A 25,852-nucleotide genomic window follows, 5' to 3' on the forward strand; every position below is an offset into this window, starting at 1 on the left:
TCCCAACTTTTCCCAAAGGGAACTGCCGTGTTAAACCGTTATCCTTTGTGGAAGTACATCATGCTGGTCGTCGTGATTCTCGTCGGCCTGCTGTACGCGCTTCCCAACCTGTATGGTGAGGATCCGGCTGTTCAAATCACTGGCGCGCGCGGTGTCGCCGCCAGTGAGCAAACGCTGATCCAGGTCCAGAAAACGTTACAAGAAGAAAAAATTACCGCTAAGTCTGTGGCTCTGGAAGAGGGTGCAATTCTTGCTCGCTTCGACACCACCGACACGCAGCTCCGCGCCCGTGAAGCGCTGATGGGCGTGCTGGGTGATAAATACGTCGTGGCGCTTAACCTTGCCCCTGCAACCCCGCGTTGGCTGGCTGCGATGAATGCAGAGCCAATGAAACTCGGTCTTGACCTGCGTGGCGGCGTTCACTTCCTGATGGAAGTGGATATGGATACCGCGCTCGGCAAGCTGCAGGAACAGAATATCGACAGCCTGCGCAGCGATCTGCGTGATAAAGGCATCGCTTACACCACCGTGCGTAAAGAAGATAACTACGGCATGAGCATCACGTTCCGCGACAGCGCGGCGCGCGATCAGGCTGTAGATTACCTGACCCAACGTCACCGTGACCTGGTGATCTCCTCGCAGGGCAGCAACCAGCTGCGCGCGGTGATGACCGATGCGCGTCTGAAAGAAGCGCGTGAATATGCCGTTCAGCAGAACATCAACATTCTGCGTAACCGTGTAAACCAGCTGGGTGTGGCTGAGCCGCTGGTGCAGCGCCAGGGTGCTGACCGTATCGTGGTTGAACTGCCGGGTATCCAGGATACCGCGCGTGCGAAAGAGATTCTGGGGGCGACCGCCACGCTGGAATTCCGTCTGGTCAATTCCAATGTCGATCAGTCCGCTGCCGCAGCAGGCCGTATTCCGGGTGATTCCGAAGTGAAACAGACTCGCGAAGGTCAGCCTGTTGTGCTGTACAAACGCGTGATTCTGACCGGTGACCATATCACCGACTCCACCTCGAGCCAGGACGAATACAACCAGCCGCAGGTTAACATCTCGCTCGATAGCGCGGGTGGTAACATCATGTCTAACTTCACCAAGGACAACATCGGCAAGCCGATGGCAACCCTGTTCGTGGAGTACAAAGACAGCGGTAAGAAAGATGCGAATGGTCGTGCGGTGCTGGTGAAAGAGGAAGAGGTGATTAACATCGCCAACATCCAGTCTCGTCTGGGTAACAGCTTCCGTATTACCGGTATTAGCAACCCGAACGAAGCGCGTCAGCTCTCTCTGCTGCTGCGTGCCGGTGCGCTGATTGCGCCAATTCAGATTGTTGAAGAACGTACCATTGGTCCAACGCTGGGGATGCAAAACATCCAGCAGGGCCTGGAAGCGTGTCTGGCCGGTCTGGTGGTCTCTATCCTCTTCATGATCTTCTTCTATAAGAAGTTTGGTCTGATTGCGACCTCCGCGCTGATCGCGAACCTGGTGCTGATTATCGGCATTATGTCCCTGCTGCCGGGGGCGACGCTGACCATGCCGGGTATTGCGGGTATCGTTCTGACCCTTGCGGTGGCGGTCGACGCCAACGTACTGATTAACGAACGTATCAAAGAAGAGTTGAGCAACGGTCGCTCTGTTCAGCAGGCGATTGATGAAGGTTATAAAGGCGCGTTCAGCTCTATCTTCGATGCGAACGTAACAACACTGATTAAGGTTCTTATCCTGTATGCAGTGGGTACTGGCGCGATCAAAGGCTTTGCGATTACAACCGGTATCGGTGTCGCAACGTCAATGTTTACCGCTATTGTCGGCACCCGTGCCATCGTGAACCTGCTGTACGGCGGCAAGCGCGTCAAAAAGCTGTCTATCTGAGGAGTGCGTTGTGGCACAGGAATATACTGTTGAACAATTGAACCACGGCCGTAAAGTCTGGGACTTTATGCGCTGGGACTACTGGGCCTTCGGCATTTCAGGTTTCCTGCTGATTCTGTCCATCATCATTATGGGCGTGAAAGGCTTTAACTGGGGTCTCGATTTCACCGGTGGTACGGTCATCGAGATCTCCCTGGAAAAACCGGTCGATATGGACCAGATGCGCGAATCGCTGCAGAAAGCGGGCTTTGAAGAGCCGCTGCTGCAGAACTTCGGCAGCAGCCGCGACATCATGGTGCGTATGCCGCCGGTGCACGATGCCAACGGCAGCCAGGAGCTGGGCAGTAAGGTTGTTAGCGTGATTAACGAAACAACCAGCCAGAACGCAGCGGTTAAGCGTATTGAGTTCGTCGGCCCAAGCGTGGGTGCTGACCTGGCGCAGACCGGCGCGATGGCGCTGCTGGTGGCGCTGATTTCCATCCTGGTGTACGTCGGTTTCCGCTTTGAATGGCGACTGGCGGCCGGTGTGGTGATCGCCCTGGCGCACGACGTGGTGATCACCATGGGCATACTGTCTCTGTTCCACATTGAGATTGACCTGACGATTGTGGCATCCCTGATGTCCGTTATCGGTTACTCACTGAACGACAGTATCGTGGTATCTGACCGTATTCGTGAAAACTTCCGTAAGATCCGTCGCGGTACGCCGTACGAAATCTTTAACGTGTCGTTGACCCAGACGCTGCACCGTACCTTGATCACCTCCGGTACTACCCTGATGGTGATCCTGATGCTGTTCCTCTTCGGTGGTCCAGTACTGGAAGGCTTCTCGCTGACCATGTTGATTGGTGTCACCATCGGTACGGCGTCGTCTATCTACGTCGCGTCTGCCCTGGCACTGAAACTCGGCATGAAGCGCGAGCACCTGCTCCAGCAGAAAGTCGAGAAAGAAGGGGCGGATCAGCCGTCCATTCTGCCGTAAGGCGACGTTTAGCGCGTTATCGAAATCCCGGTCGGTTGACCGGGATTTTTTTTATCTCCTTCTGACAAACACTCCTGACAGTATGCTGTCAGGAGCCCTGGCGTAGACTCCTTCTGAACCCAAACAACAGGCAGGAGGATGTATGAAAAGCGTCATTAACTGGTTTGAAATTCCGGTCTCGGATATGGATCGCGCCATCAAATTTTATGAGCCGGTGATGCAGCTTGCGCTGCGTCGCGAGAAAATGGACTGCGCGGAGCTGGCCGTTTTCCCGCATGAGGATCCCGCCACCGGAGGCGCACTGGCAAAATTTGACGGCGTTACACCGTCTTTGCAGGGCGCTATTATTTACCTGCATACTGACAATCTGGCGGCCACGCTCGATCGCATCGCCTCTGCGGGCGGCGAGTGCGTGTTTGGTCCGCTGGAACTGCCGCATGGCATTGGCACTATCGCCTTGTTTACCGACAGCGAGGGTAACCGCGTCGGGCTCCATCAACCTGCCTGAGAGCGGACAAAGATATGACCCGACGCGCTGACCGTTTGTTTCAGATTGTGCAGATCCTGCGGGGCAGGCGTCTGACAACGGCAGCGCATCTGGCGGACCGGCTTGGCGTGTCCGAGCGCACGGTCTATCGCGATATCCGCGACCTGTCGCTTTCCGGCGTGCCGGTGGAAGGTGAAGCGGGGAGCGGATATCGCCTCATGTCGGGCTTTGACCTGCCGCCGCTGATGCTGACAAATAAGGAGTCTGAGGCGCTGATCGTCGCGATTCGCCTGCTCAAAACCTGGGGTGGGGAATCGCTGTCGCGCGAGCTGGAGTCGGCTCAGGAAAAGGTGCTGGCGATTCTGCCCGAGGAAAGTCGTCGAAAGGCGGAGCAGACGCGGATCTACGCCCCGGATTTTTGCATGCAAAGCCACTCCCGCAGCGACTTTGACAGGATTCATCAGGCAATTTCCGCCCAGCAGGTGCTGGCATTGCATTACCGTGATGAAGCAGGACAGCTGTCTAATCGTGAGGTTCAGCCGCTGGGGCTGTTCTTCTGGGGAGAGCGCTGGCTGCTGGCCGCGTGGTGTGAACGGCGCGATGACTATCGCTGTTTCCGGCTCGACAGATGCCTCAATATTGTGACTACGGAAAGGCGGTTTAGCGAGAGTGCGGACAGGTCTTTGGCGGATTTTTTGCGGAAGGTGAGGCAGTAAAAAGCCGGGTGGCGGCTACGCCTTACCCGGCCTACATTTGGGTCGTAGGCCCGGTAAGCGTAGCGCCACCGGGCGAAACCCGCACTGATTAGAAGTTGTAACCGACAACCAGGTAACCACCCCAACCGGTTGATTTAGACGTAAAGTCACCATCACCCCAGTTCAAGGTATCCCCACCTTTCCACTGGCCGCCGTTATGGAAATAACGCGCGACGACAGAGTAGTGCCAGTGATCATAGTTCAGGGCCAGAACGTGGCTGGACGCGATAGAGTTGCTGGTACGGTTCTTGTCATCACCCAGATCTGAGCCCCAGTCGAAGTTGGTGAAGCCGATATAGGTCAGCTGGCCACCCCAAACCTGAGTGATTGGCACAAAGTATTTTACTTTGAAACGGTAGCCATCCCACTCATTTTCGTTTGAAGCTCCATAGTTCTGCCACTGGTATTTAGCATACACGTTCAGAGACAGCCCCATTGGCAGACCTGTGTCGATGTCTGTACCCAGACCCATGTACCAGGTGCTCTGACGGCTGCCTTTGTTATCACCCATATCGTAGATGTAGTTGTTGGCGAAATACCATTCTTTGAACGGACCAAAGCTCAGGTCGGTACCCGTCAGTTTATCAATAGAGAAACGCGGTTCAATTTCCATGAACATCGGGGAACCGTCGGACCAGATACCTTTGTCGTTACCGTTACCCCAGTCAAAGGTCTTAGGAATATCGATGTAGCCGTAGAAATCAAACCAGTCTTTTTTAGCAAACGCTTCGTATTCCAGATAAACGTCGTTGTTCAGCTTCGGAGAAAAGCGCGTGTGGTAGCTGCCCACCACGTTAACGCTCTGGTGCCACCAGTCGGAGAGGTATTGTGGTTTGTCGTTTTCCGCTGCGTTAACAGTGAAAGAAGAGGACAGTGCCAGCACGGCGCCAGCTGCGAGTAATGTTTTTTTCATAATCATGCCACTGATTGAAATTCCCTTCCGGGAGTGAAAAATGCGCGAATTGCGTTTCTAAATATTTCGTGTTTCTGCGGTGCCTATTATAGGAATCCCTGCTCACAAAAATATGTGTTGTTTCACATATCTCTCACACGCGTAATCGATTGCGTTCACGTTTGCGTACTTTAAACGGCCGGGATTGTAGCGGCAATCATTTATGTTGCCAATCCATACGAAATGTAAATGTTAGCGGAGTGACATTTCACTCCGCTAAAAAGGAGGGGATTAGTGCGCGGCGGGTTGAATGTCGTGAATGCGGATAAAGCCTAACTGTTCCGGCGTAAGGCCGCTTAACTGAAGCGGAATATCCACATCGCTTGGTGCTAAAACACTGGCCGGGGCGGTGAAGAGCTGATTCTTCACGTTCACCTCCTGGTAATTCTCCGTGGTGCCCTGGATCTGGCCCCACTCGACGGTGCCGCTGAAGGCCGGAAGCGGATCGTTGGACTCTCCCTGGATACGTAATGTTGCGCGAGTACCATCTGCATTCGCCGCCACATTCACCAGAGACATTTTTAGCGTGCCGATCTGACTATTGAGCCGCGCAGGCGTATTCGCGCCCGGCAGCAGATAAACCCCGCTGCTGGATTTGGCATTCAGCGCGTTTTGCTGGGTGATTTTCACCGTTTCTTTGTTCAGCTTGTCCATCGCCGTATTGAGCGTATTGACGCTCTGTTTCAACTGGCGGACTTCGGTTTGCTGTGCACAGGCGCTAAGGGTGAAGAGGCTCCCCACCAGCAATATTTTCAGGTAACGTCTTGTCATTGCGTTTATTTCCTTGAAATAACGGATCGTCCTAATGGTAGCCAGCATCATTGTGTCAGACATAGATCCTTTGTCTCAAAAAGCTCTTCCTTTGTTGTCAGGCCAGATCAGGGTAAAATGAAAATCAGTTAACCAGATAACAGGGATACCGTATGCATTGCCCATTCTGCTCCGCTGTGGATACCAAAGTCATCGACTCTCGCCTGGTGGGCGAAGGGTCATCCGTACGCCGTCGTCGGCAGTGTCTGGTGTGCAACGAGCGTTTTACGACCTTTGAGGTGGCAGAGCTGGTCATGCCGCGCGTGGTAAAAAGTAACGACGTGCGTGAGCCGTTTAACGAAGAGAAACTGCGCAGCGGAATGCTGAAGGCCCTTGAAAAACGTCCTGTCAGCGCGGACGACGTGGAGATGGCGTTAAACCACATAAAATCTTACCTTCGTGGTTTGGGTGAGCGTGAAGTGCCGAGCAAAATGATCGGTAACCTGGTGATGGAGCAGCTGAAAAAGCTCGATAAGGTCGCCTATATCCGCTTCGCCTCGGTCTACCGCAGCTTCGAAGATATCAAAGAGTTTGGCGAAGAGATCGCCCGCTTACAGGATTAAGCTCATGCACGATGAGATGTACATGGCACGAGCCATGAAGCTGGCGCAGCGCGGTCGTTTTACGACCCATCCCAACCCGAATGTCGGGTGCGTTATCGTTAAAGATGGCGAGATCGTGGGGGAGGGCTTTCACTATCGCGCAGGCGAACCGCATGCTGAGGTTCATGCGCTGCGCATGGCCGGCGAGAAGGCGCGCGGCGCTACAGCCTACGTTACGCTGGAGCCCTGCAGCCATCATGGGCGTACGCCGCCGTGCTGCGACGCGTTGATTGCCGCGGGGGTTTCGCGCGTGGTCGCATCGATGCAGGATCCGAATCCGCAGGTGGCCGGACGTGGTCTGTATCGCCTGCAGCAGGAAGGCATTGACGTCAGCCATGGCCTGATGATGCAGGACGCGGAAGCGCTCAACAAAGGTTTCCTGAAGCGCATGCGTACCGGGTTCCCGTATATCCAGCTTAAGCTGGGCGCCTCGCTGGACGGTCGTACGGCGATGGCAAACGGCGAGAGTCAGTGGATCACCTCGCCACAGGCAAGGCGCGATGTGCAACGTCTGCGCGCGCAAAGCCATGCTATTCTCACCAGCAGTGAAACCGTTCTGGCTGACGATCCGGCCATGACCGTGCGCTGGGACGAGCTGAATGCCGATACTCAGGCTCTGTACCCGCAGGAGAACCTGCGTCAGCCGCTGCGTATTATCATTGATAGTCAGAACCGCGTGACGCCGGAGCACCGCATCGTCCAGCAGCCGGGTGAAACCTGGATTGCCCGCACGAAGGACGATACGCGCACATGGCCGGAAGGCGTGCGCAGCATCATGGTGCCGGAGCATAACGGCCATCTGGATCTCGTGGTGCTGATGATGCTGCTCGGCAAGCAACAGGTGAACAGTATCTGGGTGGAAGCGGGGCCAACGCTCGCCGGTGCGCTCTTACAGGCCGGACTGGTGGATGAACTGCTTGTTTACGTTGCGCCTAAACTGTTAGGTCACGACGCGCGTGGCCTGTTTGTGCTGCCCGGCCTTGAAAAACTGGCCGACGCACCACAACTCAAATTCAGCGAGATTCGTCCGGTAGGTCCGGATGTCTGCCTCCACTTAACGACAGCGTAATTGCTCCCGAAATAGGGAAGCAGTGCGCAAAGTATTATGATAAAATCCGCCCCCCTGCGGGGCCAAATGAACCCGTAAAGGAAGAGTATGAACATTATTGAAGCTGCTGTAGCTACCCCGGACGCTCGCGTCGCCATCACCATTGCGCGTTTCAACAACTTCATCAACGACAGCCTGCTGGAAGGTGCCATTGACGCCCTGAAACGTATCGGCCAGGTTAAAGATGACAACATTACCGTTGTTTGGGTTCCAGGCGCTTACGAACTGCCACTGGCGGCGGGCGCGCTGGCGAAAACCGGTAAATACGACGCGGTGATTGCGCTGGGTACCGTAATTCGTGGCGGCACTGCGCACTTCGAATACGTTGCGGGCGGTGCAAGCAATGGTCTGGCACACGTGGCGCAGGATGCTGAAATTCCTGTTGCGTTCGGCGTGCTGACTACCGAAAGTATTGAACAAGCCATCGAACGTGCTGGCACCAAAGCCGGTAACAAAGGTGCAGAAGCTGCACTGACCGCACTTGAAATGATCAATGTATTGAAAGCCATCAAGGCCTGATTTTTTTGTAAGGGGAATTCCGTGAAACCTGCTGCTCGTCGCCGCGCCCGTGAATGTGCCGTCCAGGCACTTTACTCCTGGCAGTTGTCCCAGAACGACATCGCTGATGTTGAATACCAGTTCCTGTCAGAACAGGACGTGAAAGACGTTGACGTTCTGTACTTCCGTGAACTGCTGTCGGGAGTGGCGACTAATAGCGCGTATCTCGATGGTCTGATGAAACCTTACCTGTCCCGTCTGCTCGAAGAGCTGGGTCAGGTAGAAAAAGCAGTGTTGCGTATCGCGCTGTTTGAGCTGTCTAAACGTGATGATGTGCCGTACAAAGTGGCCATTAACGAAGCGATCGAACTGGCGAAAACCTTCGGTGCTGAAGACAGCCACAAGTTTGTAAACGGCGTACTTGATAAAGCAGCACCTGCGATCCGTCCCCACAAAAAGTGATCCGCAAACCGGAGTTCTGCATTGCCTGACGGGCAGTGCGGCTCCGGTTTTTTCTTTTATTTGCTGAGGCATAACGTATGGCATGCGGCGAATTTTCCCTGATTGCCCGTTATTTCGACCGTGTCAGAACCTCTCGTCTTGATGTTGAAACCGGCATCGGCGATGACTGTGCACTTCTCAATATTCCCGAAAAACAGACGCTGGCAATCAGCACCGATACCTTAGTGTGCGGACGTCATTTTTTACCGGATATCGATCCTGCCGATCTGGCCTATAAGGCGCTGGCAGTTAACGTCAGCGATCTGGCGGCGATGGGGGCCGATCCCGCGTGGTTAACCCTGGCGCTGACGCTGCCTGAGGTAGACGAAGCCTGGCTTGAAGCCTTTAGCGATGCGCTGTTTGAGCAGCTTAACTACTACGATATGCAACTGATTGGCGGTGATACCACTGCCGGACCGCTGTCGATGACGCTGGCGATCCACGGGTATGTGCCGCTCGGCCGCGCGCTGAAGCGCTCAGGCGCAAAACCCGGCGACTGGATCTATGTGACCGGTACGCCGGGCGACAGCGCGGCAGGGCTGGCAATCCTCCAGGATCGCTTAACTGTGAAGGATGCCGACGATGCGGCGTATCTGGTGAAACGCCATCTGCGCCCGACGCCGCGTATTCTGCACGGTCAGGCGCTGCGCGAGCGGGCAAGCTCGGCTATCGATCTCTCTGACGGGCTGATCTCCGACCTCGGCCATATTCTGAAGGCCAGCGGTGTCGGCGCGCGCGTTGACCTGGATCTGTTCCCGCTGTCAGAGGAACTGCTTCGTCATGTCGAACCTGAGCAGGCGCTGCGCTGGGCGCTGTCCGGTGGCGAAGATTATGAGCTGTGCTTTACCGTTCCGGAGCTGAACCGCGGAACGCTCGACGTGGCATTAGCGCACCTCGGCGCGAAATTCACCTGTATTGGGCAGATCATGCCGGAGAGTGAAGGGCTGAAGTTTGTGAAAGACGGTGAGCCGGTTACGCTGGACTGGAAAGGGTACGATCACTTCGCGTGAGTTTGTGCGCTCTGTATTGCCGGGGGGCGGTTCCGCCTTACCCGGCCTACAAAAGATGGGGGTTACTTAAACCCCACCACCGGATGCTGCTGATACGGCGTCTCCAGCTCGGCAACCTGCTCCGGCGTCAGCGTGATATCCACTGCATTCAGCAGTTCATCAAGCTGCTCTTCCCGGGATGTACCGATAATCGGCGCCGCGACGCCGCGTTTACCCAGCAGCCACGCCAGCGCTACCTGGGCGCGGGTTGCGCCGGTATCGTCGGCAATTCCGGCTAAGCGTTCAGCGATCAGGGCATCGCTGGCCTCTGTTCCTTCGTAGAGATTTTTTCCCACTTCATCCGAGACCAGACGGGCCGTGGTTTCTCCCCACGGACGGGTCAGGCGGCCGCGCGCGAGCGGGCTCCACGGGATCACCGCCACGCCCTCCTGATGGCACAGCGGCAGCATCTCACGTTCTTCTTCACGGTAGATCAGATTGTAGTGGTCCTGCATAGTGACGAAGCGCGCCCAGCCGTGCTGCGCCTGCAGATCCAGCGCCTGAGCAAACTGCGAGGCATGCATAGACGACGCCCCGATATAGCGCGCTTTACCGGCTTTGACGACATCGTTGAGTGCTTCCAGCGTCTCCTCAATGGGCGTGTTGTAATCCCAGCGGTGAATTTGCAGCAGGTCGACGTAATCCATGTTCAGACGCCTGAGGCTATCATCAATGGAACGCAGGATCTGCGCGCGAGAAAGGCCCTGAGCCAGGTCGCCCACCGGATAGTACACCTTGGTGGCAACCACGATGTCTTCCCGACGGGCAAAATCACGCAGGGCGCGGCCGACAATCTCCTCGCTGCTGCCGTCGGAATAGCTGTTGGCGGTGTCAAAGAAGTTAATGCCGCCCTCGATGGCGCGTTTGATAATCGGACGGCTGCTCTCTTCCGGCAGCGTCCAGGCGTGGTTTCCCCGATCGGGTTCGCCAAAGGTCATGCATCCCAGACAAAGCCGGGATACCTTAAGGTCTGTTTTTCCTAATGTTGTGTATTGCACGGTCCGCTCCTGCTGTTTAAACAATACGTTTAAGCATAGCAGGAGCGGAAAAGGGGAGGGTTCAGTCCAGCCAGGCGCGGATTTTTGCTTCGATACCGGCAGCGTCCAGACCAATCGCCGCGCGGGCTTCGTCCTGGGTACCTTGCGGGATGAAATGGTCCGGCAAACCGAGGTTCAGCACCGGAACGACTTTACGGTTTGCCATCAGCACCTCGTTCACGCCGCTGCCCGCACCGCCCATAATCGCGTTCTCTTCCAGCGTGACCAGCACGTCATGCGCCTCAGCCATACTCAGGATCAGGGATTCGTCGAGCGGTTTCACAAAGCGCATATCGACCAGGGTGGCGTTCAGCGTTTCAGCCACTTTCGCCGCCTCTGGCATCAGCGTGCCGAAGTTCAGAATCGCCACTTTTTCACCGCGACGTTTGACCAGGCCTTTACCGATCGCCAGCTTCTCCAGCGGCTGCAGCTCAACGCCCACCGCATTGCCGCGCGGGTAGCGAACCGCGCTAGGGCCATCCTGATAGTGGTAGCCGGTAAACAGCATCTGACGACATTCGTTCTCGTCGCTTGGCGTCATGATCACCATATCCGGAATGCAGCGCAGGAACGACAGGTCAAACGCGCCCTGGTGCGTCTGGCCGTCGGCACCGACAATGCCCGCACGATCGATAGCAAACAGCACCGGCAGCTTCTGGATCGCCACGTCGTGGATCACCTGATCGTAGGCGCGCTGCAGGAAGGTGGAATAGATAGCGACAACCGGTTTATAGCCGCCGATGGCCAGGCCCGCGGCAAACGTCACCGCGTGCTGCTCGGCAATGGCCACGTCGAAATACTGGTCAGGGTATTTTCTGGAGAACTCCACCATGCCGGAGCCTTCGCGCATGGCCGGGGTGATCGCCATCAGCTTATTGTCTTTTGCGGCGGTTTCGCACAGCCAGTCGCCGAAGATTTTTGAATAGCTCGGCATGCCGCCGCTGCTTTTCGGCAGACAGCCGCTGGACGGGTCAAATTTCGGTACCGCGTGGAAGGTAATCGGATCTTTTTCCGCCGGTTCGTAGCCACGCCCTTTTTTGGTCATGATGTGCAGGAACTGCGGGCCTTTCAGGTCACGCATGTTCTTGAGCGTGGTTACCAGTCCCAGCACGTCATGGCCGTCAACCGGGCCGATATAGTTAAAGCCCAGCTCTTCAAACAGGGTGCCCGGCACGACCATGCCTTTGATGTGCTCTTCGGTACGCTTGAGCAGCTCTTTGATCGGCGGTACGCCGGAGAAGACTTTCTTGCCGCCTTCACGCAGCGAGGAGTAAAGCTTGCCGGAGAGCAGCTGCGCCAGATGGTTGTTCAGCGCGCCAACGTTTTCGGAAATCGACATTTCGTTATCGTTAAGCACAACCAGCATGTCCGGCTTGATGTCGCCCGCATGGTTCATGGCCTCAAAGGCCATACCAGCAGTGATGGCGCCGTCGCCAATCACGCAGACGGTGCGGCGCTGCTTATTCTCTTTTTCGGCAGCAACGGCAATCCCGATGCCTGCAGAAATAGAGGTGGAGGAGTGCCCGACGCTCAATACGTCGTACTCGCTCTCACCGCGCCACGGGAACGGGTGCAGACCGTCTTTCTGACGAATGGTGCCAATTTTATCGCGACGTCCGGTCAGAATTTTGTGCGGATAAGCCTGGTGACCCACGTCCCAGATCAGCTGATCGAACGGCGTGTTATAGACGTAGTGCAGCGCCACGGTCAGCTCTACCGTGCCAAGCCCGGAGGCGAAATGGCCGCTGGAGCGGCTTACGCTGTCGAGCAAGTAGCGACGCAGTTCGTCGCACAGCTTCGGCAGGCTCTCTTTCGGCAACAGACGTAACTCCTGGGTGGAGTCAACTAACGCCAGTGTCGGGTATTTGGCAATATCAAAACTCATCAAAGGCTCATCGAGATATATAGTTTATTTATCACGCTGGATTATATAGTCCGCTAGCGCTTCCAGTGCCGAGGTATCCAGCGATTGCGCGGCCAGCTGATTCAGCGACTGGCGGGCATCGTCAATCAGATCCCGGGCTTTACGTTGGGCTTGCTCAAGACCCAGCAGGGCGGGGTAGGTACTTTTGCCAAGCTGCTGGTCCGCACCCTGACGTTTACCCAATGTTGCAGTATCGCCCACCACATCCAGAATGTCATCCTGAACCTGGAATGCCAGACCGATACTTTCTGCGTATCTGTCCAGAATCGGCAGGGCTTTGCGCCCTTGCTCACCCGCGCTCAGTGCGCCAAGACGAACGGCTGAACGAATCAATGCCCCGGTTTTATGGCGATGAATACGCTCCAGCTGTTCCAGATTAACCTGACGTCCTTCGGCTTCAAGATCCAGGGCCTGTCCGCCGCACATGCCCGCCACGCCGCTGGCCATGGCCAGTTCGGAAATCATTGCCAGCCGGTCACGGTCAGCCACTTCGGCCATCGGCGCGTCGCTCAGAATCGAGAACGCCAGCGTCTGCAGGGCATCACCCGCCAGAATGGCATTCGCTTCGCCAAACTTGATATGGCAGGTGGGTTGACCCCGACGCAAGTCGTCGTCGTCCATGGCCGGGAGATCGTCGTGGATCAGCGAGTAGGCATGGATGCACTCAACGGCGGCTGCTGGGGCGTCCAGCGTGTTATCACTGATGCCAAACATGTTGCCTGTGGCGTACACCAGGAACGGGCGCAGGCGCTTTCCACCCAAGAGTGCGCCATAGTGCATGGCTTCAACCAGTGGAGTGTTCTGAAAAGGCTGTGGCGCAATAAAACGGCGCAGGGCGTCGTTGGCGCGCACGACACGCGCCTGAAGCTCGTTGGCAAAATCCATTTACTCGGCGTCCGGTGTGAAAGGCGTGGTTTTCGCCTCTTCGCTGTCGGACAGCAGGATCTGCACGCGCTGTTCGGCCTGTTGCAGCTTAACCTGACCCTGGCGCGCCAGCTGGACGCCGCGCTCGAATTCGTTGAGCGCCTCTTCCAGCGGGAGATCGCCGCTCTCGAGGCGGGTAACAATTTGCTCCAGTTCACTCAGCGCAGTTTCGAAACTGGCCGGTGCGTCGTTCTTCTTCGGCATAGTGAATTGACTCTTATATTCTTCGCCCCGACATGGTAACGGACTCGGGCGGATAAGCAAATAACGCGCAATGTGCACAGGAGCGGCGCGATGGTGGTATACTTGCGCGCCTGGATGCAGCCACGGGTGTGGGCTGCTGTACTCTTTTCCATTACAAGCCTTAACAGGCTTGCCTAAGAAACATTGCCGCCATGAAGTTTATCATTAAATTGTTCCCTGAAATCACCATCAAAAGCCAATCTGTGCGTTTGCGCTTTATTAAAATTCTCACCGGGAACATTCGTAACGTATTAAAGCACTACGACGAAACCCTCGCCGTGGTGCGCCACTGGGACCACGTTGAGGTCCGTGCCAAAGACGAAAACAAACGTCAGGATATTCGCGACGCCCTGACCCGTATTCCAGGTATCCACCATATCCTGGAAGTGGAAGATGTCCCGTTCAGCGATATGCACGACATCTTCGAGAAAGCGCTGGTCCAGTACCGCGACCAGATCGAAGGCAAAACCTTCTGCGTGCGCGTGAAGCGTCGCGGCAAGCACGAGTTCAGCTCCATTGAAGTGGAGCGTTACGTCGGCGGCGGTCTGAACCAGCACGTCGAGTCTGCGCGCGTGCGCCTGACCAACCCGGACGTAACCGTTAATCTGGAGATCGAAAACGATCGACTGCTGCTGGTGAAAGGCCGCTATGAAGGCATCGGCGGCTTCCCGATCGGCACCCAGGAAGACGTCCTGTCCCTGATCTCCGGCGGCTTTGACTCCGGCGTCTCCAGCTATATGCTGATGCGCCGCGGCTGCCGCGTACACTACTGCTTCTTCAACCTGGGCGGCGCGGCGCACGAGATCGGCGTTCGTCAGGTGGCACATTACCTGTGGAACCGCTTCGGCAGCTCCCACCGCGTGCGTTTCGTGGCAATTAATTTCGAACCGGTGGTCGGCGAGATTCTGGAGAAAGTGGACGACGGCCAGATGGGCGTCATCCTGAAGCGCATGATGGTGCGTGCGGCGTCCAAAGTGGCTGAACGCTACGGCGTGCAGGCGCTGGTCACCGGCGAAGCGCTGGGCCAGGTCTCCAGCCAGACGCTGACCAACCTGCGCCTGATCGACAACGTGTCTGATACGCTGATCCTGCGTCCGCTGATCTCTCACGATAAAGAACACATCATCGATCTGGCGCGTGAAATCGGCACCGAAGATTTTGCCCGCACCATGCCGGAATACTGCGGCGTGATCTCAAAAAGCCCAACGGTGAAAGCGGTGAAGGCGAAGATCGAAGCGGAAGAAGAGAACTTCGATTTCAGCATTCTGGATAAAGTGGTGGAAGAAGCGTCCAACATTGATATTCGCGAAATTGCCCAGCAGACCGAGCAGGACGTGGTTGAAGTGGAGACCGTGAGCGGTTTCGGCGCGAACGACGCGATTCTGGATATCCGCTCCATTGACGAGCAGGATGACAAACCGCTGCAGGTGGATGGCGTGGAGGTGGTTTCTCTGCCGTTCTATAAGCTGAGCACGAAGTTTGGCGACCTCGACCAGAGCAAAACGTACCTGCTGTGGTGTGAGCGTGGGGTGATGAGTCGCCTGCAGGCGCTGTATCTGCGCGAGCAGGGCTTTGCGAATGTGAAGGTGTATCGTCCGTAGCGTGCGGCCTGATGCCCTCACCCCGACCCTCTCCCACAGGGAGAGGGCGCAAACATTAAAAACGGCAACCTTTGGTTGCCGTTTTGCTTTTACCTCGCGCCACCCGGCTTTTTTTATGCACTACTCTTCATAGTAATTATAAATCCCCGCCGGCATCACCAGCGATGACGCCACTTCGTACGCCTTCTCGCGCCCGACCAGCAGGTCGATAATCTTTAAGCCAAAATCAATCGCGGTGCCCGGGCCCTGGCTGGTCAGCAGGTTGACGCGCGGATCCCAGACGACGCGTTTGTCCACCCACTGATCTTCCGGAATAGTGTCTTTCAGCCCCGGGAAGCCGGTCATATTGCCGATGGGGAAGATGTCATGGGGAACCAACACCGTGCCGGCGGCGGCGCAGATTGCCGCGACAATGCGCCCGGATAAATGAAACTGACGCACGGTCTCAACCAGCAGCGGGCTGTCGCGAAAATACTCCGCGCCCTTCAGGCCACCGGGCAGGACGATGATGTCGTAATCCCCGTCGGCCACCTGCACGAGCGGGGCATCGGCGAGCAGCTTCACGCCGCGCGAGCAGGTAATCGCCAGGCTGCCGTCGCTGGCGACGCTGGCAGTTGTCACGTTAATGCCGCCACGCACCATCAGATCGATGGTGGTGACCGCTTCTGTCTCTTCGCTACCAGGGGCGAGGCAGATCAGTGCCGACGCGCTCATATTCACTCTCCTTACGTTTAACCAGGTCATACAGACGGGCGTTTTCCGGCACCGCGATGCCGTGCGCGCGGGCGCGTTTGAGCAAATAGCCGGTGATGTAGTCGATCTCCGTGTGGCGTAATGCCCGAACATCCTGCAGCATCGAGGAGATGTTCTCAGCCGTACTCTCAATAACCTGCTCGACGTAGCAGCGCAAATCGTCTGCCGAGGTATGCAGCCCTTCCCGCTCAACGACCGCCGCGACTTCTGCACAGAGCAGTGCAACCTCCTGAGGATGATTTTTCAGCTCTCCGTTCGGACAGTTCCACAGCGCCGTCAGCGGATTGATCACGCAGTTGACGGCCAGCTTGCGCCAGAGTTGTGGACGAATATGGTTATGCCAGGCCACGTCTGGCAGCACCTTCTGCAACACATCGGCAAGATAGCTGTAGTCCCCATCCTGCGTTCTGGCAGGCCCGATGTGGGTCACCCCGCTCGCGACATGCACGATGATGTTGCCGTCGCGACGGGCAGCGTGCGTGGTTGTCGCCATCAGCAGGGGCTGCGGAACGCTTTTCAGCTCGTCAAGGGTCCCCATGCCGTTATGCAGCAGCAGTATGGGCGAAGTGGGGGGGAGCTGGGCGGCCAGTGTCTTGACCGCGTCTGAAACCTGCCACGCTTTGAGCGTCACCAGTAAAAGGTCGCTTTGCGCCAGGAAATCAGGATCGTTCGCGGTGAGGGATTCGTTAAAGATGCTTCCGTCTTCACCAATCAGGTTTACACTGCAATAGGGCTGGGGCACGCGCAGCCAGCCCTGAACCTCATGTCCGTGCTTGCACAGCGCGGTCAGCCATAGCTGACCAAGGGCTCCACATCCGAGCACTGTAATTTTCATTGTTCCTCCTCACCTGCAACTGCGCCAGGTGTTACAGCTTAATTATACAGCTAAGCTTCTGTTGAGTTATGCCTCGTAGCGGGTATTATGCAACGCAACAAAAGTGAAGGGAGAAGAAAAGATGCCATCTTTCGATATTGTTTCCGAAGTTGATATCCAGGAAGTTCGCAACGGCGTTGAGAACGCAACCCGCGAAGTTGAGTCACGTTTCGATTTTCGTGGCGTTGAGGCGTCGTTTGAGCTGAACGACGCAAATAAGACCATTAAGGTGCTGAGCGAGTCTGATTTCCAGGTAAATCAGCTGCTCGACATTCTGCGCGCCAAGCTGTTAAAGCGCGGCATCGAAGGGACGTCTCTGGATGTGCCGGACGAGTTTGTTCACAGCGGTAAGAACTGGTTTGTGGAAGCCAAGCTGAAGCAGGGCATCGAGAGCGCGGTGCAAAAGAAGATTGTGAAGCTCATCAAAGACAGCAAGCTGAAGGTGCAGGCGCAGATCCAGGGCGAAGAGATTCGCGTGACCGGTAAGTCCCGCGATGACCTCCAGTCGGTGATGGCGCTGGTGCGCGGCGGCGAACTGGGGCAGCCATTCCAGTTTAAAAACTTCCGCGATTAATATAAAAAGCCCGGTTTAACCGGGCTTTTTTCACGCCTTGAGCGCCTGCTCGACCTCGAAACGGTTGGTCACCTTACTGTCAATTTTGACGTAAGCGCTGCGCTCTTCGGGAACAATCAGCACCTCTGTGACCCCGTCTTTAGCTTCCAGACGCTGTTTCAGCGCATCGCTAATCTCCACATCATCCGGAATTTCTACGCGCAGGCTGCTCACGTAGCGCGGCTCTTTCATGGTACCGGCGACCAGCAGCCAGACTGTCGCCAGCAGCGCCCCCGCGAGAAACACGGTTTGTGAATCAAAGAGTCCGTCCACCCAGCCGCCAAGTGAGCCGCCGATCGCCACGCCGAGGAACTGGCTGGTGGAGTAAATGCCCATTGCCGTGCCTTTGTAACCGGCGGGGGACTCTTTGCTGATCAGCGACGGCAGCAGGGCTTCCATCAGGTTAAATGCCAGGAAGAACAGCTGCACGCCGGCAATCAGCTCCCAGAAGTGCGGGCCGGCACCCCAGAGCACGATCTCGGCAATCAGCAGGACTGCCACGCAGCCCACGAAGACGCGCTTCATTTTGCGCTTCACTTCGGCGTAGATGATGAACGGCACGACGGAGATAAACGAAATCAGCATCGTAACCAGATAGATTTTCCAGTGCTCAGCCGCCGGGAAACCCGCTGCGGCAAGCTGGCCGGGCAGGGCAACAAAGGTCGACATCAGCAGAATGTGCAGACACATAATGCCAAAATTCAGCTTAAGCAGGCGCGGCTCGACAATCACTTTGCTGAAGCAGCCTTTTACCATCCCCGACTCACGGTTGAGGACGTGGTTTTTGCTGTCCGGAACCACCCACAGGGTTAAGGCTATACCGATGGTCGCCAGCACGGCAATCATCCAGAACAGGGCGTGCAGACCCAACGTGTGCGTAATGATGGGGCCGAGCACCATCGCAATCGCAAACGTCACGCCAAAGCTCACGCCGATGAACGCCATCGCTTTGGTACGGTTTTGCTCGCGGGTTAAGTCTGACAGCAGCGCCATCACCGCGGCGGCAATCGCACCGGAGCCCTGCAGAGCGCGGCCAAGAATAATGCCCCAGATGGAGTGGGAGAGGGCGGCAATGACGCTTCCGAGCACAAAGACCAGCAGCCCGCCGACAATCAGCGGCTTGCGGCCCACCCGGTCAGAGAGCAGGCCAAACGGGATCTGGAACACCGCCTGCGCCAGACCATAAATGCCAATGGCGAGGCCAATCAGCGCCTCGCTGGCCCCCTGCAGCGCCATACCGTACGTGGTCAGAACAGGCAGGACCATAAACATGCCAAGCATCCGTAGCGAGAAGACAGTCCCTAAGCCCCAGGTCGCGCGTAGCTCGCCCGGCGTCATTTTATAATCGTTCATTACCACCTCAGTTCAAAAGCAGGCCATAGTGTAGTGCGGGGAAGGGGCGGGGTAAATAAAGGGTTATTTAACAAATATTACATGCGTTATTAATAGATTCAGTGAATAAAAAAGGGTGCCGAAGCACCCCTTTATTCACCTGTTGTGGCTTACCAGACGTAAGTCAGCAGGTTATGTGAATCCGGCACCATGAAGTCCACGGACATCATCACGGACAGAGAAGTAATGGCCACAATCGAGAACACAAACAGCTTGCGCGCCCAGACTTTGTCATCTTCCACTTTGTAACCGCGCAGCGCCATGCCGAGCCACCAGACGCTCACCGCAGCCGCTACCACCAGATATTTGTATCCAGCGTAACCACCCAGAGAGAGCATCAGCGTTGCCACGGCAAAGGCGATGATGTACAGCGTGATGTGGTTCTTGGCAACGGAGATGCCTTTCACGACCGGCAGAACCGGGATGTTCGCTGCCTGATAATCCTTAAAGCGGAAAATCGCGATGGCATAGGAGTGCGGCATCTGCCACAGGCTAAAGATAGCCAGCAGGATCAGCGCACCGCTGTCGAACTCATTCGTGACCGCGCAGTAGCCAATCACCGGCGGCGCAGCGCCGGAGAGAGAACCAATCAGCGTGCCGTAGACGGAGTGACGCTTCATATACAGGCTGTAGACGCCCACATACACCACGAACCCCATCACCCCCAGCCAGCAGGCCAGCGGGTTAGCACCAAACCACAGCAGCATAAAGCCAGCAATACCCAGCAAGGTGGCGTACACCAGCGAGACGGAAGGGGCGATCAGGCCTTTCACCAGCACCCGATTTTTGGTCCTTTCCATCTTCTTGTCGATATCCATGTCGATGTAGTTGTTAAATACACAACCGGACGCAACAACCAGTGACACACCGACCAGCGTGTAGATAAAGAGGGTGTAATCAATGCTGCCTTTGGAGGCCAGCAGGAACCCTCCGATCACGGAGATCAGGTTGCCAAAGATGATGCCTGGTTTCGTTACTTGCAGGTATTGCTTAAACATACTCGCCGCTCTTAGTGAACCATCATGTTGTAGTTGAGGTTCCACATAATCCAGATGGAACCGACTACCAGGATAGCGATGATAATCACGGTAAAGATAAAGGCGGTCATGTTCCAGCCTTCATCGGACTTGGTGTTCATGTGCAGGAAGCAAACCAGATGCACCAGAATCTGAATCACCGCGGTCACCAGGATTGCACCCAGGATAACCGGCTTAGACGCAGAACCGCTCATCACCATCCAGAACGGGATCACCGTCAGGATGATCGACAGGATGAAACCTGTCATGTAGGTTTTTACGCTGCCGTGGGAAGCGCCATGATCGTTAGAATGACTCATTACATCGCCCCCATCAGATAGACAACAGAGAACACACAGATCCACACCACGTCCAGGAAGTGCCAGAACAGGCTCAGGCACAGGATACGGGTACGGTTAGTACTGGTCAGGCCGCGACGGGAGATCTGGAACATCAGTACTGCCATCCAGATCAGACCGGAGGTCACGTGCAGACCGTGGGTGCCGACCAGCGCGAAGAACGCGGACAGGAAGCCACTGCGATCCGGGCCGAAGCCTTCCATGATCAGGTGATGGAATTCATAGATTTCCATCCCGATAAATCCAGCACCAAACAGCCAGGTCAACGCCAGCCAGGACACAACCTGGCTCTTGTTGTTTTTGTACATGGCGATAGCCGCCATGCCGTAGGTGATGGAGCTGAATAACAGCAGTGCAGTTTCAACCAGAACGAACGGCAGTTCAAAGATGTCCTTGCCGGTCGGGCCGCCCGCTGTGCCGTTCACCAGAACGGCATAGGTCGCGAACAGACAGCAGAACAGAATGCAGTCGCTCATCAGGTAGATCCAGAAACCGAAGACTTTGGTCGGTCCTGTATCGTGGTGCGCATGTTCATGCGCGTGGGCAGTTGAGTGCGCCAGAGTATCAGTTGCCATTTTTCAGCCCCGCTTTAGAAATCTCGTCGAAATGCTGATTTTCCAGCTTCTCAACTTCACGGACTGGTACGTAGTAGTCCACGTCCTCGTCAAAGCTCTTCACAATCCAGCTGATTACGATGCCAGCGAAGCCAACAATCGCCATCCACCAGATGTGCCAGATCATTGCGAAACCAAATACCGTCGCGAAAGCGGCAATCACAATGCCCGCACCGCTGTTTTTCGGCATGTGGATCTCTTCGTAATGAGCAGGTTGCTTGTACGCTTCACCTTTTTCTTTCATTTCCCAGAATGCGTCGCGTTCATGAACCTGCGGCACGATGGCAAAGTTATAGAAAGGCGGTGGAGAAGAGGTCGCCCACTCCAGCGTACGGCCACCCCATGGGTCACCGGTCAGGTCACGGTTCTGATCGCGGTCGCGAATAGACACGTAGAACTGAATCAGCTGAGATGCGATACCACAGGCAATCAGCACGGCACCGCCCGCTGCAACCATCAGCATTGGGTGGAACTGCGGATCGATCTGCTGGCTCAGACGACGGGTCATACCCATGAAGCCCAGCACGTACAGCGGCATAAATGCCACGAAGAAGCCGATGATCCAGAACCAGAATGCGCGTTTACCCCATTTCTCGTTCAGCGTGAAGCCGAACGCTTTTGGCCACCAGTAGGTTACGCCAGCGAAGCAGCCGAAGACCACGCCACCGATGATAACGTTATGGAAGTGCGCAATCAGGAACAGACTGTTGTGCAGAACGAAGTCAGCACCCGGTACCGCCAGCAGTACGCCGGTCATCCCACCTACGGAGAAGGTCACGATGAAGCCGATGGTCCACAGCATTGCTGAGTGGAACACGATACGGCCCTGGTACATGGTGAACAGCCAGTTGAAGATCTTAACCCCGGTCGGGATGGCGATAATCATGGTGGTAATACCGAAGAAGGCGTTTACGTTCGCGCCCGCACCCATGGTGAAGAAGTGGTGCAGCCAAACGATGAACGACAGAACGGTAATACACACGGTTGCCCACACCAGAGAGGTGTAACCAAACAGACGTTTACGCGAGAAGGTTGCTGCGATTTCGGAGAACACACCGAACACAGGCAGAACCAGGATGTACACTTCCGGGTGACCCCAGGCCCAAATCAGGTTGATGTACATCATCATGTTGCCACCCATATCGTTCGTGAAGAAATGGGTGCCCAGGTAGCGGTCCAGGGTCAGCAGCGCGATGGTGACGGTCAGGATTGGGAAGGAGGCAATAATCAGGATGTTGGCGCACAGAGATGCCCAGGTAAATACCGGCATCTTGAACATGGTCATGCCAGGGGCACGCATCTTGATAATGGTCACGAAGAAGTTGATACCGGTCAGGGTTGTACCGACACCGGAGAGCTGAAGCGCCCAAATCCAGTAGTCGACGCCAACGCCCGGACTGTACTCAATTCCTGACAGCGGTGGGTAAGCCAGCCAGCCGGTCTGCGCGAATTCGCCCACACCCAGTGACAGGTTAACCAGGATAACGCCGACAACCGTGAACCAGAAGCTCAGGTTGTTCAGGAACGGGAACGCCACGTCGCGCGCGCCGATTTGCAGCGGAACGACAACGTTCATCAGACCGATAACCAGCGGCATCGCCACGAAGAAGATCATGATAACGCCGTGGGCGGTAAAGATCTGATCGTAGTGGTGCGGTGGCAGGAAGCCGGCTTCACCCGCAGAGGCGAGTGCCTGCTGGCTACGCATCATGATTGCATCCGCAAAGCCACGAATTAACATGACGATACCGACGATGCAGTACATGATACCGAGTTTTTTGTGGTCAACCGAAGTCAGCCACTCGTTCCACAGGTAGCTCCACTTACCGAAGTAAGTGATTAAGGCCAGTAAGGCCGCGCCACCAATGATAATTGCAGCCACCGTAACCACGATAATCGGTTCATGGTAGGGCACTGCATCCAGTGTCAATTTTCCGAACATTTTCTTCCTCGGCCCCTTAGTGAGCGGTTTCCGCGTGGCTCATGTCCATGCCTTCCATACCTTCGTGCGCGCTGTGCTCGCCTTCAGGCTGGGTCATGTCCATGCTCTTGCCGTGATCCATAAATTTGCCAATCACATCTTTGAACAAATCGGGTTTCACGTTAGAGAAGTACTCCACCTTGTTGTATTCGCTAGGTGCAGCCACTTTTTCGAACGCCGCCATGTCAGACATGGTGTTTGGAGACTGCTTCGCTTTTTCAACCCACTGGTCGAAAGCGGCACGGTCTGGCGTTGCAATAGCTTTGAACTTCATACCTGAGAAGCCCGGGCCGCTATAGCTGGCGGAGATACCATCATAGGTGCCTGCTTCATTCGCGATCAGGTGCAGGTTAGTCTGCATACCGGCCATCGCGTAAATCTGGCTACCCAGACGCGGGATGAAGAAGGAGTTCATTACGGAGTTGGAGGTCACTTTGAACTGAACCGGAGTGTTCGCCGGGAAGGCGATTTCATTCACGGTAGCAATACCCTGCTCTGGATAGATGAAGAACCATTTCCAGTCCATGGAGACCACTTCGATGGTAATAGGTTTTTCATCGTGAACCAGCGGCTTGCTCGGCTCAAGTGCGTGAGTGGTTTTCCAGGTCAGTACGGCAAGGAACAGGATGATCAGGATAGGTACCGTCCAGACCACAGCTTCCACTTTATTGGAGTGTGACCAGTTCGGGCTATACTTCGCATCTTTATTGCTCGCACGATACTTCCAGGCGAAACCAACAGCCATCAAAATGGCTGGAATAACCACAATCAACATCAGGCCAAAAGCCGTCAATATCAGTGAACGTTGTTCCAGTCCAATCTGTCCTTTGGGGTCTAGTAGTGCAGAATCACAGCCACTGAGTAATACAGTGCCTGCGAATAATGACAACCATCCCAAACTTTTATTGTATTTCCTGAGTCTCATTTAACGACCTCAATTCCACGGGAGTCTGGTGGCGTTTAAAGTGTGCGGGCATTTTACGGGAAGGTTACATTACTGTAAACATCATTAGGCCTGTGTCAGGAAGGTGTTACCGGGTTCTGCCGCACGTGTCACAAGTGTTGCAAATTATGTCGGTTTTTATGACCGAAGCCGCATGAGATGGGCTTTATAACGAAAGGACCCCCAAGCATACCCTAAAAGGGGCAATTGGTATAACCATTGTTAAAAACAAACAAAAAATTAACAATTAATTATCAATAAAAAGACATCTAAAAAACGAAAAATCAAACTATCGCATGCTGAATCGTTTAATGAAAAATAGCGTTTTGGAACCGGAGCCAATAATTTCCAAATCCTATCCCGCACAAAACAACAAATATTTTTTTTCGTTGCTGGTGGCTATTTCACCGTTATAATTTCGGTTAGTGATTACAACGGGAAATAACCTTTCGTATTTTTCTTCAGGTCAGCTGCGTTTTACGCAACGCCATGAAATCGAGCAGACCCCCGGTCAGGATCCCAACGATGGCCAGCAGGGCACCGGCGTCCAGCAGAAGGGCCCCGAACGGGAGTGCCAGAGACGTGCTGGCATTAATAATGAGCACCACAAGCCAGAGTGCCAGCGCAATGCAGCCCACCATTAACAGTCGTAACGCAAAACGGTAGGCGCGGTGATATTCGGTGCGCGGCATAAAGTGTTCGGTCCGCTGGGTATATTCCAGCGTCTGGCGACACACCAGCAGCAATAAAATCCCCGGCACGGCAGCCACGACCGAGAAGAGATAAAATGTTGGCCAACCGTGGGCTTCCACGAACCAGCCGGCAATCGGGCCTACATAAACGCGGCCTACGGCTGAGAGCGCCGAGAGCAGTGCGAACTGCGTAGCGGAAAATGACTTGTTGCACAGGGTCATCAGCAGGGCGACAAAGGCCGCTGTCCCCATACCGCCGCAGAGATTTTCAAAAAATACCGCCGCAGCCATGCTGATCATATGTTTGTCGGTAATCGACAGCAGCCAATAGCCTGCGTTAGAGGCGCCTTGCAGAATGCCGAAGATCAGCAGCGCGCGGAACAGCGTCAGGCGCTGCATCAGCACGCCGCCATACAGTGCCCCGACAATGGTCGCAAACAGCCCCAGCGTTTTATTCACCACGCCCACTTCACCGGCGTCAAAGCCGACACCCCTGATCAGGAAGGTGGTGGTCAGGCTCATGGCAAAAGCGTCACCCAGCTTATAAAGGACGATAAGCAGCAGGATCAGCCAGGCGTTGTTGCGGCCAAAGAAGTCACGCAGCGGTTCGGCGACGGCCTGCTCCAGCGAGCGGGGAACCGGGATAACGTCACTCGGTTCGGGCGCCAATAGCGTCGCGATAATGCAGGGGATCAGCAGAGCAGCCATTAGCCAGTACATCCCCTGCCAGCCTAAGTAACGGTCTGCCAGCCACAGCGCCAGCCCGCCGGAGACCAGCATCCCGAGGCGATAGCCCAGCACGCTGATGGCCGCACCGGCACCGCGCTCTTCCGCTGGTAACACGTCCGTCTTCCAGGCGTCGAACACAATATCCTGAGAGGCGGAACAGAAGGCAATCACCACCGCAAGCGCGGCCATCCAGCGCAGCTGCGTGGCGGGTTCAAGAAAACCCATCGCCGCAATGGCCAGCAATAGCAGGAGCTGCGTCATCACCAGCCAGCCGCGACGACGCCCGAGGAAAGGCGGCGTGTAACGATCCATGACCGGAGACCACAGAAACTTGAATACATAGGCCTGACCCACAAGCGAGAAGAAGCCAATGGTTTTCAGATCGATGTTCTCGACCGTCATCCACGCCTGAAGCGTGCCGGAGGTGAGCGCGAGGGGTAAACCCGAGGCAAAGCCGAGGATCAGCAGAATCGCTGATTTCGGTTGCTGGAAAATGCGTAAGTAATGGCTGGACATGTTCTTATAAAACTGACCCGGC

26 protein-coding genes are annotated in these 25,852 nt (G+C 55.7%); 11 read left to right on the top strand and 15 right to left on the bottom strand.

Annotation, left to right across the window (positions count from 1 at the left end; translation table 11 throughout):
• The first annotated feature begins 27 nt into the window (after positions 1-27).
• The 4 genes from secD (at position 28) to F3J31_RS17735 (ending at position 4,060) form a co-directional block, all read left to right on the top strand.
• Positions 28-1,875 carry a protein translocase subunit SecD gene (secD, locus tag F3J31_RS17720; RefSeq protein WP_072052285.1) on the top strand — a complete coding sequence of 616 codons (1,848 nt, stop codon included), beginning with the start codon at positions 28-30 and terminating at the stop codon, positions 1,873-1,875.
• A 10-nt stretch (positions 1,876-1,885) separates the two neighbouring features.
• Positions 1,886-2,857, top strand: coding sequence for a protein translocase subunit SecF (gene secF, locus F3J31_RS17725; RefSeq protein WP_048225871.1), 972 nt, complete (start codon positions 1,886-1,888; stop codon positions 2,855-2,857).
• A 142-nt stretch (positions 2,858-2,999) separates the two neighbouring features.
• Complete coding sequence (locus F3J31_RS17730; protein ID WP_008503341.1) at positions 3,000-3,365, top strand: VOC family protein; 366 nt, start codon at positions 3,000-3,002, stop codon at positions 3,363-3,365.
• Between the two features lie 14 nt (positions 3,366-3,379).
• Positions 3,380-4,060, top strand: a complete 681-nt coding sequence (locus tag F3J31_RS17735; protein ID WP_032646151.1) for a YafY family protein — start codon at positions 3,380-3,382, stop codon at positions 4,058-4,060.
• Positions 4,061-4,148: 88 nt separating this feature from the next.
• Here F3J31_RS17735 and F3J31_RS17740 read toward each other — a convergent pair whose 3' ends face one another.
• Both F3J31_RS17740 and F3J31_RS17745 read right to left on the bottom strand, forming a co-directional pair.
• Positions 4,149-5,012, bottom strand: a complete 864-nt coding sequence (locus F3J31_RS17740) for a nucleoside-specific channel-forming protein Tsx (RefSeq protein ID WP_045909874.1) — start codon at positions 5,010-5,012, stop codon at positions 4,149-4,151.
• A gap of 270 nt (positions 5,013-5,282) precedes the next feature.
• On the bottom strand, positions 5,283-5,822 hold the full coding sequence (locus F3J31_RS17745; protein WP_045909789.1) for a DUF3251 domain-containing protein: 540 nt from the start codon (positions 5,820-5,822) through the stop codon (positions 5,283-5,285).
• A 152-nt stretch (positions 5,823-5,974) separates the two neighbouring features.
• Here F3J31_RS17745 and nrdR point away from each other — a divergent pair, with 152 nt between their 5' ends.
• The 5 genes from nrdR (at position 5,975) to thiL (ending at position 9,580) form a co-directional block, all read left to right on the top strand.
• Complete coding sequence (gene nrdR / locus F3J31_RS17750; protein WP_008503337.1) at positions 5,975-6,424, top strand: transcriptional regulator NrdR; 450 nt, start codon at positions 5,975-5,977, stop codon at positions 6,422-6,424.
• A gap of 4 nt (positions 6,425-6,428) precedes the next feature.
• On the top strand, positions 6,429-7,532 hold the full coding sequence (gene ribD / locus F3J31_RS17755; RefSeq protein WP_045909788.1) for a bifunctional diaminohydroxyphosphoribosylaminopyrimidine deaminase/5-amino-6-(5-phosphoribosylamino)uracil reductase RibD: 1,104 nt from the start codon (positions 6,429-6,431) through the stop codon (positions 7,530-7,532).
• A gap of 87 nt (positions 7,533-7,619) precedes the next feature.
• Positions 7,620-8,090 (top strand): 6,7-dimethyl-8-ribityllumazine synthase, encoded by a 471-nt coding sequence (ribE, locus tag F3J31_RS17760; RefSeq protein WP_006176874.1) that lies wholly within the window; start codon positions 7,620-7,622, stop codon positions 8,088-8,090.
• Between the two features lie 21 nt (positions 8,091-8,111).
• Positions 8,112-8,531 carry a transcription antitermination factor NusB gene (gene nusB / locus F3J31_RS17765; protein ID WP_006809908.1) on the top strand — a complete coding sequence of 140 codons (420 nt, stop codon included), beginning with the start codon at positions 8,112-8,114 and terminating at the stop codon, positions 8,529-8,531.
• Between the two features lie 77 nt (positions 8,532-8,608).
• Complete coding sequence (gene thiL, locus F3J31_RS17770) at positions 8,609-9,580, top strand: thiamine-phosphate kinase (protein WP_048030082.1); 972 nt, start codon at positions 8,609-8,611, stop codon at positions 9,578-9,580.
• 62 nt (positions 9,581-9,642) lie between these two features.
• On the opposite strand, the gene F3J31_RS17775 is transcribed toward thiL, so the two are convergent.
• The 4 genes from F3J31_RS17775 to xseB form a co-directional block, all read right to left on the bottom strand.
• Positions 9,643-10,617, bottom strand: a complete 975-nt coding sequence (locus tag F3J31_RS17775; RefSeq protein WP_045909786.1) for an aldo/keto reductase — start codon at positions 10,615-10,617, stop codon at positions 9,643-9,645.
• Positions 10,618-10,678: 61 nt separating this feature from the next.
• Positions 10,679-12,541, bottom strand: a complete 1,863-nt coding sequence (dxs, locus tag F3J31_RS17780) for a 1-deoxy-D-xylulose-5-phosphate synthase (protein WP_167214464.1) — start codon at positions 12,539-12,541, stop codon at positions 10,679-10,681.
• A 24-nt stretch (positions 12,542-12,565) separates the two neighbouring features.
• On the bottom strand, positions 12,566-13,465 hold the full coding sequence (gene ispA / locus F3J31_RS17785; RefSeq protein ID WP_045909784.1) for a (2E,6E)-farnesyl diphosphate synthase: 900 nt from the start codon (positions 13,463-13,465) through the stop codon (positions 12,566-12,568).
• A complete protein-coding gene (gene xseB, locus F3J31_RS17790; protein ID WP_045909783.1) occupies positions 13,466-13,708 on the bottom strand; it encodes an exodeoxyribonuclease VII small subunit in 243 nt (80 codons plus the stop codon).
• 191 nt (positions 13,709-13,899) lie between these two features.
• On the opposite strand from xseB, the gene thiI reads away from it, so the two are divergent.
• Positions 13,900-15,348, top strand: a complete 1,449-nt coding sequence (gene thiI / locus F3J31_RS17795; protein ID WP_048030084.1) for a tRNA uracil 4-sulfurtransferase ThiI — start codon at positions 13,900-13,902, stop codon at positions 15,346-15,348.
• 120 nt (positions 15,349-15,468) lie between these two features.
• Here the strand turns inward: thiI and yajL are convergent, their stop codons facing one another.
• Positions 15,469-16,062 (bottom strand): protein deglycase YajL, encoded by a 594-nt coding sequence (gene yajL, locus F3J31_RS17800; RefSeq protein ID WP_111967292.1) that lies wholly within the window; start codon positions 16,060-16,062, stop codon positions 15,469-15,471.
• Positions 16,025-16,936, bottom strand: coding sequence for a 2-dehydropantoate 2-reductase (gene panE / locus F3J31_RS17805; protein ID WP_023616113.1), 912 nt, complete (start codon positions 16,934-16,936; stop codon positions 16,025-16,027). Before panE ends, yajL begins: the two co-directional genes overlap by 38 nt.
• Before the next feature lie 121 nt (positions 16,937-17,057).
• Here panE and F3J31_RS17810 point away from each other — a divergent pair, with 121 nt between their 5' ends.
• The gene (locus tag F3J31_RS17810) at positions 17,058-17,549 is read left to right on the top strand and encodes a YajQ family cyclic di-GMP-binding protein (RefSeq protein WP_167214466.1); all 492 of its coding nucleotides are present in this window, start codon (positions 17,058-17,060) and stop codon (positions 17,547-17,549) included.
• A 30-nt stretch (positions 17,550-17,579) separates the two neighbouring features.
• Here the strand turns inward: F3J31_RS17810 and F3J31_RS17815 are convergent, their stop codons facing one another.
• From F3J31_RS17815 to ampG, 7 genes are all read right to left on the bottom strand, one after another.
• Positions 17,580-18,941, bottom strand: a complete 1,362-nt coding sequence (locus F3J31_RS17815; RefSeq protein ID WP_167214469.1) for an MFS transporter — start codon at positions 18,939-18,941, stop codon at positions 17,580-17,582.
• A gap of 149 nt (positions 18,942-19,090) precedes the next feature.
• Positions 19,091-19,978, bottom strand: coding sequence for a heme o synthase (cyoE, locus tag F3J31_RS17820; protein WP_010428092.1), 888 nt, complete (start codon positions 19,976-19,978; stop codon positions 19,091-19,093).
• An 11-nt stretch (positions 19,979-19,989) separates the two neighbouring features.
• Positions 19,990-20,316, bottom strand: a complete 327-nt coding sequence (locus F3J31_RS17825; RefSeq protein ID WP_006176899.1) for a cytochrome o ubiquinol oxidase subunit IV — start codon at positions 20,314-20,316, stop codon at positions 19,990-19,992.
• Entirely contained in the window at positions 20,316-20,930 is a 615-nt protein-coding gene (locus F3J31_RS17830; RefSeq protein WP_008503324.1) for a cytochrome o ubiquinol oxidase subunit III, read from the bottom strand. Before F3J31_RS17830 ends, F3J31_RS17825 begins: the two co-directional genes overlap by 1 nt.
• Positions 20,920-22,911: a cytochrome o ubiquinol oxidase subunit I gene (gene cyoB, locus F3J31_RS17835; protein ID WP_014168864.1), complete on the bottom strand. Its 1,992-nt coding sequence runs from the start codon at positions 22,909-22,911 to the stop codon at positions 20,920-20,922. Before cyoB ends, F3J31_RS17830 begins: the two co-directional genes overlap by 11 nt.
• A 16-nt stretch (positions 22,912-22,927) precedes the next feature.
• Positions 22,928-23,875 (bottom strand): cytochrome o ubiquinol oxidase subunit II, encoded by a 948-nt coding sequence (gene cyoA / locus F3J31_RS17840; RefSeq protein ID WP_008503322.1) that lies wholly within the window; start codon positions 23,873-23,875, stop codon positions 22,928-22,930.
• 479 nt (positions 23,876-24,354) lie between these two features.
• On the bottom strand, positions 24,355-25,830 hold the full coding sequence (gene ampG / locus F3J31_RS17845; RefSeq protein WP_048030090.1) for a muropeptide MFS transporter AmpG: 1,476 nt from the start codon (positions 25,828-25,830) through the stop codon (positions 24,355-24,357).
• Positions 25,831-25,852 lie beyond the last annotated feature (22 nt).

It is taken from the genome of Enterobacter sp. Acro-832 (assembly GCF_011752745.1).
Classification (GTDB): Bacteria; Pseudomonadota; Gammaproteobacteria; order Enterobacterales; family Enterobacteriaceae; genus Enterobacter; species Enterobacter quasiroggenkampii.

What these genes read in the sequence shown, in the direction of transcription:
- ampG (WP_048030090.1), bottom strand. Translation starts at nt 25,830, where the DNA reads ATGTCCAGCCATTACTTACGCATTTTCCAGCAACCGAAATCAGCGATT.
- cyoA (WP_008503322.1), bottom strand. Translation starts at nt 23,875, where the DNA reads ATGAGACTCAGGAAATACAATAAAAGTTTGGGATGGTTGTCATTATTC.
- thiI (WP_048030084.1), top strand. Translation starts at nt 13,900, where the DNA reads ATGAAGTTTATCATTAAATTGTTCCCTGAAATCACCATCAAAAGCCAA.
- F3J31_RS17830 (WP_008503324.1), bottom strand. Translation starts at nt 20,930, where the DNA reads ATGGCAACTGATACTCTGGCGCACTCAACTGCCCACGCGCATGAACAT.
- ispA (WP_045909784.1), bottom strand. Translation starts at nt 13,465, where the DNA reads ATGGATTTTGCCAACGAGCTTCAGGCGCGTGTCGTGCGCGCCAACGAC.
- F3J31_RS17745 (WP_045909789.1), bottom strand. Translation starts at nt 5,822, where the DNA reads ATGACAAGACGTTACCTGAAAATATTGCTGGTGGGGAGCCTCTTCACC.
- yajL (WP_111967292.1), bottom strand. Translation starts at nt 16,062, where the DNA reads ATGAGCGCGTCGGCACTGATCTGCCTCGCCCCTGGTAGCGAAGAGACA.
- F3J31_RS17815 (WP_167214469.1), bottom strand. Translation starts at nt 18,941, where the DNA reads ATGAACGATTATAAAATGACGCCGGGCGAGCTACGCGCGACCTGGGGC.
- ribD (WP_045909788.1), top strand. Translation starts at nt 6,429, where the DNA reads ATGCACGATGAGATGTACATGGCACGAGCCATGAAGCTGGCGCAGCGC.
- xseB (WP_045909783.1), bottom strand. Translation starts at nt 13,708, where the DNA reads ATGCCGAAGAAGAACGACGCACCGGCCAGTTTCGAAACTGCGCTGAGT.
- thiL (WP_048030082.1), top strand. Translation starts at nt 8,609, where the DNA reads ATGGCATGCGGCGAATTTTCCCTGATTGCCCGTTATTTCGACCGTGTC.
- F3J31_RS17735 (WP_032646151.1), top strand. Translation starts at nt 3,380, where the DNA reads ATGACCCGACGCGCTGACCGTTTGTTTCAGATTGTGCAGATCCTGCGG.
- cyoB (WP_014168864.1), bottom strand. Translation starts at nt 22,911, where the DNA reads ATGTTCGGAAAATTGACACTGGATGCAGTGCCCTACCATGAACCGATT.
- F3J31_RS17825 (WP_006176899.1), bottom strand. Translation starts at nt 20,316, where the DNA reads ATGAGTCATTCTAACGATCATGGCGCTTCCCACGGCAGCGTAAAAACC.
- panE (WP_023616113.1), bottom strand. Translation starts at nt 16,936, where the DNA reads ATGAAAATTACAGTGCTCGGATGTGGAGCCCTTGGTCAGCTATGGCTG.
- ribE (WP_006176874.1), top strand. Translation starts at nt 7,620, where the DNA reads ATGAACATTATTGAAGCTGCTGTAGCTACCCCGGACGCTCGCGTCGCC.
- F3J31_RS17740 (WP_045909874.1), bottom strand. Translation starts at nt 5,012, where the DNA reads ATGAAAAAAACATTACTCGCAGCTGGCGCCGTGCTGGCACTGTCCTCT.
- F3J31_RS17730 (WP_008503341.1), top strand. Translation starts at nt 3,000, where the DNA reads ATGAAAAGCGTCATTAACTGGTTTGAAATTCCGGTCTCGGATATGGAT.
- nrdR (WP_008503337.1), top strand. Translation starts at nt 5,975, where the DNA reads ATGCATTGCCCATTCTGCTCCGCTGTGGATACCAAAGTCATCGACTCT.
- cyoE (WP_010428092.1), bottom strand. Translation starts at nt 19,978, where the DNA reads ATGTTTAAGCAATACCTGCAAGTAACGAAACCAGGCATCATCTTTGGC.
- F3J31_RS17810 (WP_167214466.1), top strand. Translation starts at nt 17,058, where the DNA reads ATGCCATCTTTCGATATTGTTTCCGAAGTTGATATCCAGGAAGTTCGC.
- dxs (WP_167214464.1), bottom strand. Translation starts at nt 12,541, where the DNA reads ATGAGTTTTGATATTGCCAAATACCCGACACTGGCGTTAGTTGACTCC.